This is a genomic window from uncultured Campylobacter sp., assembly GCF_938045625.1.
Lineage (GTDB): Bacteria > Campylobacterota > Campylobacteria > Campylobacterales > Campylobacteraceae > Campylobacter_A.
Map to the genome: position 1 here is coordinate 1 of NZ_CALIAV010000021.1, position 7,893 is coordinate 7,893.

8 protein-coding genes and 1 tRNA gene are annotated in these 7,893 nt (G+C 44.9%); 8 read left to right on the forward strand and 1 reads right to left on the reverse strand.

The genetic code is table 11. The annotated features are described in order from the left end of the window. Positions 1 to 156 precede the first annotated feature (156 nt). The gene (locus tag Q0386_RS01695; RefSeq protein ID WP_299026165.1) at positions 157 to 291 is read right to left on the reverse strand and encodes a hypothetical protein; all 135 of its coding nucleotides are present in this window, start codon (positions 289 to 291) and stop codon (positions 157 to 159) included. 166 nt (positions 292 to 457) lie between these two features. On the opposite strand from Q0386_RS01695, the gene Q0386_RS01700 reads away from it, so the two are divergent. From Q0386_RS01700 to Q0386_RS01735, 8 genes are all read left to right on the forward strand, one after another. Then, positions 458 to 832 carry a cupin domain-containing protein gene (locus tag Q0386_RS01700; protein ID WP_299026168.1) on the forward strand — a complete coding sequence of 125 codons (375 nt, stop codon included), beginning with the start codon at positions 458 to 460 and terminating at the stop codon, positions 830 to 832. 43 nt (positions 833 to 875) lie between these two features. Further along, positions 876 to 1,511 carry an NAD(P)-dependent oxidoreductase gene (locus tag Q0386_RS01705; protein ID WP_299026171.1) on the forward strand — a complete coding sequence of 212 codons (636 nt, stop codon included), beginning with the start codon at positions 876 to 878 and terminating at the stop codon, positions 1,509 to 1,511. An 80-nt stretch (positions 1,512 to 1,591) separates the two neighbouring features. After that, positions 1,592 to 2,014, forward strand: a complete 423-nt coding sequence (locus tag Q0386_RS01710; protein WP_299026173.1) for an Rrf2 family transcriptional regulator — start codon at positions 1,592 to 1,594, stop codon at positions 2,012 to 2,014. Positions 2,015 to 2,133: 119 nt separating this feature from the next. Further along, positions 2,134 to 3,432, forward strand: coding sequence for a dicarboxylate/amino acid:cation symporter (locus Q0386_RS01715; protein ID WP_299026176.1), 1,299 nt, complete (start codon positions 2,134 to 2,136; stop codon positions 3,430 to 3,432). A 48-nt stretch (positions 3,433 to 3,480) separates the two neighbouring features. Further along, positions 3,481 to 4,503, forward strand: a complete 1,023-nt coding sequence (hemE, locus tag Q0386_RS01720; RefSeq protein WP_299026178.1) for a uroporphyrinogen decarboxylase — start codon at positions 3,481 to 3,483, stop codon at positions 4,501 to 4,503. A gap of 10 nt (positions 4,504 to 4,513) precedes the next feature. Beyond that, positions 4,514 to 6,466, forward strand: a complete 1,953-nt coding sequence (locus Q0386_RS01725) for a methyl-accepting chemotaxis protein (protein WP_299026181.1) — start codon at positions 4,514 to 4,516, stop codon at positions 6,464 to 6,466. 269 nt (positions 6,467 to 6,735) lie between these two features. Continuing rightward, complete coding sequence (locus Q0386_RS01730; protein ID WP_299026184.1) at positions 6,736 to 7,641, forward strand: radical SAM protein; 906 nt, start codon at positions 6,736 to 6,738, stop codon at positions 7,639 to 7,641. 116 nt (positions 7,642 to 7,757) lie between these two features. Next, positions 7,758 to 7,832, forward strand: a tRNA-Asn gene (locus Q0386_RS01735). Positions 7,833 to 7,893 lie beyond the last annotated feature (61 nt).

The window sequence follows — 7,893 nt, forward strand, 5'->3', positions numbered from 1 at the left end:
CGACCTCGATCAGCATAAAAGCGGAGATTATAAGGAAAGAATTTCTCAAAACGACCTTGTTTAACGCGTGCGAATACGCGCAGTGGGCGTGATTTTCATGCATTTTGACCTCGCTTTTGGGCAAATTTTAGTTAAATTATACCTAAAAAAAGGCGCTTAAATTTTATCTATATCGCCTTCTAGTCCGGCATCTACGCGCTTGCCGATGTCTTTTAGCTTACTAAACTCCTCTATTAGCCTCGGTGCGTCATCGAGGCTGATCGCAAACGCCTTAAATGCGCTATTTTGCATAAAATTCCTTTGTTTAAAATCGCGCGGATTCTAGCTGATTTTAAAACTCGCGTCAAATTTTGTGGAATTTTTTGCTGTAACCATTGACATTACAACAAAATTTTATTATACTTCGCTCATCGGTTGTAAGTTATAGCATTACAACAAAAAATCTAAGGAGAAAAAGATGTCAAACTACAAGATCGTTTCAACGAAAAACGAACCGAGAGTCGAGCTAAAAGAAGCTCTAGGCTTAAGCGGCTGTGAGCTCTCTATCAACGAGCTTCCGGCAAACGCGAGCGTGCCTTTCGTGCATTCGCACAAGCAAAACGAGGAGCTTTACTTGGTGCTAAAAGGCGGCGGCACGCTATTCATCGACGGCGAGGAGACGGCGGTGGGCGAGGGCGACGCGATCCGCATCGATCCGGACGGCAAAAGGTGCTTTAAGGCAGGCGCGCAGGGGATGAAGTTTATCTGTATCCAGACCAAACGCGGCAGCCTGGAGCAGTACACTAACGGCGACGGCGTGATGAACGAGGATGTAAAGCCAAGCTGGCTGTAAATTTACGCGGCAATAAAAACAAATCAAATTTAAAGGAGAAACAATGAAAGTAGCAATCATCGGAGCAAACGGCAAAACAGGCGTAAATTTAGTAAAAGAGGCTCTAAAACAAGGCTACGACGTTACGGCGATCGTGCGAAACAAAGAGTATAAAAATAGCGATATAAAAGTCGTCCACAAAGATATTTTTGAGCTTAGCAAAGCCGATTTAGAGGGCTTTGACGCCGTTATCAGCACATTTGCGGCATGGACGCCCGAAGCGTTCCCGCTTCATAAAAAGGTAGCAAAACACCTTGCAGAGGCGCTTGACGGCACCAAAACGAGGCTGCTCGTCGTTGGCGGCGCAGGTACGCTATACGTGGACGACAAACAGACGATGGTTATGGATACGCCAAGCTTCCCTGCCGAGTACATGGGCGTCGCAAAGGCTACGGCGGAGTCGTTTTTCGAGCTAAAAGGCAGAATCGATGTGCTTTGGACTTACGTAAGCCCGGCCGGCGAATACGACGATCAGGGCGCTCACACGGGCAAATATGTCCTTGGCGGCGATAATCTAATACTAAACTCGCAAAACGAGAGCTACATCAGCTATGCCGATCTTGCGATCGCGATAATCGACGAGCTAAAAAATAGAAATTTCGTGCAAAAGCGCTTTACCGCAGTCGGCGAGAGAGCGTGAGTTTAAAATTTTGCGTAATTTAGTTAAAATAACGCCGCACGAAACTAACGTGCGGTTTTAAATTTAAACCAAGGCCGGTTATGCAAATAGGACAAAAATTTTCCATCGCTATACATATCCTGCTTAGCTGCGAGTTTTTTAAGGACGAGAAAAACACGAGCGAGTTTTTGGCCGGCACGATCGGCACGAACCCCGTCATCGTGCGAAATATCATTAGGCTTTTAAAATCGGCAAATTTAATAAACGTAAGCGCGGGTACGGGTGGGGCGAGTCTAGCTAAAAAGCCTGATCAAATCACGCTGTTTGATATATTTTCGGCGGTAAACGAGGGCGGAAACGACATCTTTAAAATCCACAAAAACTCGCCGCCACCTTGTCCGCTAGGAGGCAGGATAGAGGCGCTTTTGACGCCTAAATTTGGCTCCGCGCAGCAAGCGATGTTTGATAGCTTGGCGGGCGTAAATTTGCAAAATTTGCTAGACGAGCTGGCGGCTAAAAACTAAAATTTGCGTCTTTTAATTTTTTCTCGCTTTAAATTTAATCCGTAATTTAAAAAACAGAAGTGTTTGTAGTTTAAGAAAAATTTACTTATAATTCACGGATTAAATTTAAAGGAGATTTCGTGCAATCAAACGCTAAACGCGGAATAGTTCAGAAATATTTCGAGGCGAATTTGCTTCTAAAAATTTTAGCCGGACTTATTTTGGGCGCCGTTTGCGGCATCATTTTTCAAGACGCAAAGGACGCGATAGTTATCCTAAAGCCTTTTGGCGACGTATTTATAAGGCTTCTTAAGATGATCATCGTGCCTATCGTTATGGCTTCGCTGATCGTGGGCTGTAGCTCCATCTCGCCTTCCGATCTTGGCAGAGTAGGGGCAAAGGTGCTGATTTTTTACATATTGACGTCGTTTTTAGCTATCATAGTAGGGCTTGCGGTCGGGCTTATCTTGGAGCCGGGAGCAGGGCTACATATAACCGGCAGCGGCGACGTAGCCGGCAAAGCCGCAAATGCGCCTAGCATGTCGTCGATACTCGTAAATTTATTTCCCACTAACCCTTTTGAAGCTATTGCAAAGGGCGAAATTTTACAAATCATAACTTTTAGCTTATTTTTCGGCGTCGCGCTTTCGTTTTTAAAGGATAGCAAAGACGAGAGGCTTAGTAGGCTGGGAAATTTGATCTACGACGTATTTGACGGGATCAACCACATCATGTTTTACGTCATAAGATGGATCATGGAGTACGCGCCTTTTGGCGTTTTCGCGCTTATATTTATCGTATTTTCTCAGCAAGGCGTAAAGGCTTTCGGACCGCTTTTGGGCGTTACGGTTAGCGCGTATATCGGCTTTGCGGCTCAAATTTTCGTCGTTTATTTCTTGATTTGCTTGATCGTTAAAATCAATCCGTTTAAATTTATAAAAAAAGTTCGCCCGCCTATGCTGACGGCTTTTGTAACCAGAAGCTCGGGCGGAACGCTGCCTATCTCGATGAAAACGGCCGAAGAAGATATGGGTATCCCAAAGCAAATTTACGGCTTTGCGCTTCCCGTGGGCGCCACCGTAAACATGAACGGCACGATCATATATCTTGGCATCTGCGCGATGTTTATCGCTAACGCCGTAGGCGTGGAGCTTGACTCGGGGGCTAAAATGACCATAATACTAACGGCCGTCCTTGCCGCCGTCGGAACTGCCGGAGTGCCCGGAGCGGGTGCGATAATGCTTTTGATGGTGCTTGAATCAGTCGGTCTAAAAGTCGAGGGCGGAAGCGCGGTAGCCGCAGCGTATGCGCTAATTTTGGGTATCGATGCGATCCTTGACATGGGGCGCACGTCGATGAACGTGACGGGAGATATGCTGGGCGCACTAGTTGTGGCCAAAAATGAAAAAAAATTAGACGAAAGTAAGTGGGCGGATTAGAATTTAATAAATATTTAGATAAAATCGGTAAAAATTTAAAGGAAATATATGATTTTCATCGACGCTTGTTTAAAAAAACCCACGCCTTATACGCCCGTTTGGATGATGCGACAGGCAGGTCGGTATCTACCCGAGTACATGCGAGTTCGCTCTGCGGCGGGAGATTTTTTATCGCTTTGTAAAGATTATAAAAAAGCTAGCGAGGTCACGATCCAGCCGGTTGAAATTTTAGGCGTCGATGCGGCGATACTTTTTAGCGATATACTCGTCGTGCCCCTTGAGATGGGCATGGATCTTAAATTCGTCCAAGGCGAGGGGCCTGTATTTAGCGATCCTATCAAGACGAGAGAGGATCTAGATAGGCTGGACGTCCAAAAATCAATCAAAAATTTAAACTACGTATACGATACGATCAAGCTAACGCGCGAAAATTTGGCACATGATAAGGCTCTGATCGGCTTTTGCGGAGCGCCGTGGACGATAGCTACGTATATGATCGAGGGCGGCGGGACGAAAACCTATGCGGTCAGCAAGAAGCTTTTATATTCAAACCCTGAGTTTATGCATCAAATTTTAGCCAAGGTTACGGCCGCGCTCATAGGCTACATGAAAGAGCAGATAAAAGCCGGCGTAAACGCGGTTCAAATTTTTGATAGCTGGGCGGCCGCGCTGGAGGATGAGGCTTATTTTGAGTTCGGTTGGAAATATATCATGGATATAGTGGATGCGCTTAAGGCCGAATTCCCACAAATTCCGGTTATCGTTTTTCCAAAAGGCATAAGCGGGTATCTGGATAAAATTTCGGGGAATTTCGAGGTTTTTGGCGTGGATTGGAGTACGCCGATCGAGCTTGCTAAAGAAAAACTAAGCCCAAAATACGTCCTTCAAGGAAATATAGAGCCTACGCGCCTTTATAGTAAAGAGGCGATTGACGCGGGTGTGGAACGAATTTTGCAGACTATGAAAAACGCGCCGCATATCTTTAATCTCGGACACGGTATTTTGCCTGATATTCCGGTGGAAAACGCGAAGTATTTTATAAAACGAGTGCAAGAAAAAAGCGCAAGATAAAGGAGGAAGGATGAACAATCTGAGCATAAAACTTAAAATTTTAGTCATAGCTCTAGTCGGACTAATAGGTCTTGGTATCATTAGCGCCTATATGCTAAACGGTATTATCAAAACTCGCGATAAAGCCGATTACAGCGAGCGAATCGTCGATACGATCATAAATCAAAACGACTTCATTCACGAGATGCAAAAAGAGCGCGGTTTTAGCTCCGGAGTGCTAGCCGGGGGAGATAATGCTAAACTCGTGGCTCAGCGCAAGAACGTGGATGCGGCGCTTGAGAAGCTTGCGGAAAAGAACGAAATAGCTTCAGAGATAGCTAGCATTCGCTCGGGCGTAGATCAAAGGAGCGGCGATAATCTAATCGGACGTATAACTAAAATACTAAGAAAAGAGGTAATCGCTATAAACGGGTATAGTGATAAACTAGAGCCTAGCCTCGTTGATGATTTAGAACGCATTATTATCGTCGGGGAGATAAAGGAATCGTTTGGTATCTTACGCGCTACGCTAAACGGAGTTTTTACTAAAAAAAGTATAAGCAAAGAAGACTACAACAAAGTAGTCGCCCTAAATAGCGTAATCAATAAATTTATGCAGGATTTCGACGATTACAATCCAAAAGAATTTAGCGCTGAATTTGATACTATCGCTAGAAAAAAGGCGGACTTTAATGATGCGATGAACATCATCAAAAACGTAGTCGCTACCGAGGATATATCATACGACCCCGCGACTTGGTTCTCAAAAATAACTCTATCTATAGATGCGATGAGGGAGCTAGAGCTAAAGCTATTAAGCGATATGAAAAATGCAGCCTCGCAGGTAAAAAGTGAAGTGACGGCACAGCTCGTATTTAGCGGTATTGTTATCGCCGTGTGCGTGCTTTTGATGTTGCTGGCTTCTATCATAATCGGTAAAAATTTAATCTCAGGTATTGATCAGACTAAAAACGGCCTTGTGAGATTTTTCGAATTTTTAAACAATAAAACCGACAAAGCCGAAACGTTAGAGCGCAGCGGAAGCGATGAGATCGGACAGATGAGTGCGCTAATAAACGAAAATATCAGGCAAATCGAGGCAAATCTCGCCGAGCAAAATAGCTTCATAAAAGAGGCCAACGCGTTTGTAGGGCAGATAGGCAGGGGCAACTATGTAGCCCAGCTAAACGCCGACACCTCAAATCCGGCTCTTAGCCAGCTAAAACAGACATTTAAAGATCTACAAGTCGCGCTAAAACAAGCCATAGCCACAAGCGGCGACGAGGTCTTAAATTTGCTCGAAAGCTTTAAAAATCAGGATTTTACAAAAAGGCTTGACGACGAAGGCAAAGTAGCTGCCGGTATCAATGCTTTAGGCGAAGAGATAGCCGGTATGCTAAGGGCAAATTTAGAGCAGGCGCATACGCTTGAAGAAAAGGCCGAGTTTTTAGCTCGCTCGATGCAGCAAGTCACGCAAGGCGCTAATTCGCAGGCTAATTCTCTCCAAGAAAGCGCTGCGGCAGTTGAGGAGATGAGTAGCTCTATGAACGCTATCAGCCAAAAGGCCGAAGACGTAACGCGCCAAAGCGAGGAGATCAAAAACATCATCGTCATCATCCGCGATATCGCCGATCAGACAAACTTGCTAGCGCTTAACGCAGCCATCGAAGCAGCGCGCGCAGGCGAACACGGTAGAGGCTTTGCGGTCGTGGCTGATGAGGTTCGCAAACTAGCCGAACGTACGCAAAAATCTCTCGGCGAAATCGAAGCCAACGCAAACGTGCTAGCTCAAAGCATCAATGAGATGAGTGAAAGTATCAGGGAGCAAAGCGAAGCTATCAATATGATAAATCAAGGCGTAGCCGAGGTTGATGAGCTCACCAAACAAAACGTCAGGGTCGCAAACGATACGAGCGTCGTAACCGCCGAGGTAGACAGTATGGCAAAGGCGATCGTAGAAGACGTAAGACGTAAGAAATTTTAAGTTATTTTGGCGGTTTCTTATTTTGCGCAGGAACCGTCAAATTTGACTTTATGTATGATTTTTGAAGTTAACATAAAGCAAAATTTGAGTGAAACTAAATTTTCGAATTTTGCTTTATGTCTTTTAAAAAGCTTTTGTATGGTAGATGAATCTCGTTTTAAAATTTGCTACCAGGTCGTATTAAATTTGAATACTTTTCTTGTTATCTGCTTTAATAAAATTTATCCTCGCTTTTAGTATAATCGCACATCTTAAATTTAGGAAAATCAATGCAAATCGTATTTGGTCCCGTTAGCTCGCGCAGGTTTGGCGTTTCGCTGGGCGTCGATCTATCGCCAGCGCAAAAGTGCTGTAACTTTGACTGCGTTTACTGTGAACTCACGGCGGCAAAACCCGTCGCGGAGATAGAAAATTCGCCTAGCGTAGAGCAAGTAATCGCCGAGGTGAAGGCCACACTTGCCGTGCATCCGCATATCGACGTCATCACGCTCACGGCAAACGGCGAACCGACGCTCTACCCGGATCTGGCGCGGCTAGTAAGCGAGCTAAATTTGATAAAAGGTCCCGCCAAAACTCTCATCCTCTCAAACGGCTCAGGCGTGCTTAACCCTCAAATTTGCGAGGCGCTAAAGGGGCTTGATATCGTCAAATTTAGCCTTGATAGCGCGGTGCAAAAGACCTTTGCTAGGATCGACCGCTCGGGCGATAATATCGATGTTGGCGAGCTGGTGGCCACGATGGCTAAATTTAGGCGAGAATTTAAAGGCGAGCTAGTGCTTGAAATCCTGGTCGTAAAAGGATTAAACGACACGAAAGCTGAATTTGAAGCGCTAAATGCGGCGATAAATCAAATTTTGCCCGCTCGCGTGGATATAAGTACAATCGATCGACCGCCCGCATACCCGGTAAAAGGCGTGAGCCGTGAGCTCCTATATGAGCTTGCGCAGCAAATTTCCGGCGTGCCGTGCGTCATAGCATCGGCAAAATACGGCGATGAAAAACTTGAGTTTAGCAAAGAGGGGCTGCTAGAGCTGGTAAAACGCCGCCCGCAAAGCGAAAATGACGTAATAAATAGTTTTTCTGAAGGTTCGAAGCAAAATTTACTGGAGCTTTTGGTTGGTGGAAAGATAAAAATAGTAAATGCGGCGGGGACTAAATTTTACCGACTTGCGTGATTTTGCGGTAAAATTTACTCTTTTTTTCTACTAATTTTTTGATATCCAAAAATTTAAGGTAAAATTTATTGACAAACGATGTTTTTTTGCCTATAATACAACTTCTTTTAAAACGTTCCGGATTAGCTCAGCGGTAGAGTAGTCGGCTGTTAACCGATTGGTCGCTGGTTCGAATCCAGCATCCGGAGCCATCTATGCTAAAAAATCCTTTTTAAATCCCGATTTTATCGATATTTCAAGAGCTTTAAGTTT

Bases quoted from the DNA above. Each gene is read 5' to 3' on its own strand.
- Q0386_RS01695 (WP_299026165.1), bottom strand. From the start codon at position 291: ATGCAAAATAGCGCATTTAAGGCGTTTGCGATCAGCCTCGATGACGCA.
- Q0386_RS01700 (WP_299026168.1), top strand. From the start codon at position 458: ATGTCAAACTACAAGATCGTTTCAACGAAAAACGAACCGAGAGTCGAG.
- Q0386_RS01705 (WP_299026171.1), top strand. From the start codon at position 876: ATGAAAGTAGCAATCATCGGAGCAAACGGCAAAACAGGCGTAAATTTA.
- Q0386_RS01710 (WP_299026173.1), top strand. From the start codon at position 1,592: ATGCAAATAGGACAAAAATTTTCCATCGCTATACATATCCTGCTTAGC.
- hemE (WP_299026178.1), top strand. From the start codon at position 3,481: ATGATTTTCATCGACGCTTGTTTAAAAAAACCCACGCCTTATACGCCC.
- Q0386_RS01725 (WP_299026181.1), top strand. From the start codon at position 4,514: ATGAACAATCTGAGCATAAAACTTAAAATTTTAGTCATAGCTCTAGTC.
- Q0386_RS01730 (WP_299026184.1), top strand. From the start codon at position 6,736: ATGCAAATCGTATTTGGTCCCGTTAGCTCGCGCAGGTTTGGCGTTTCG.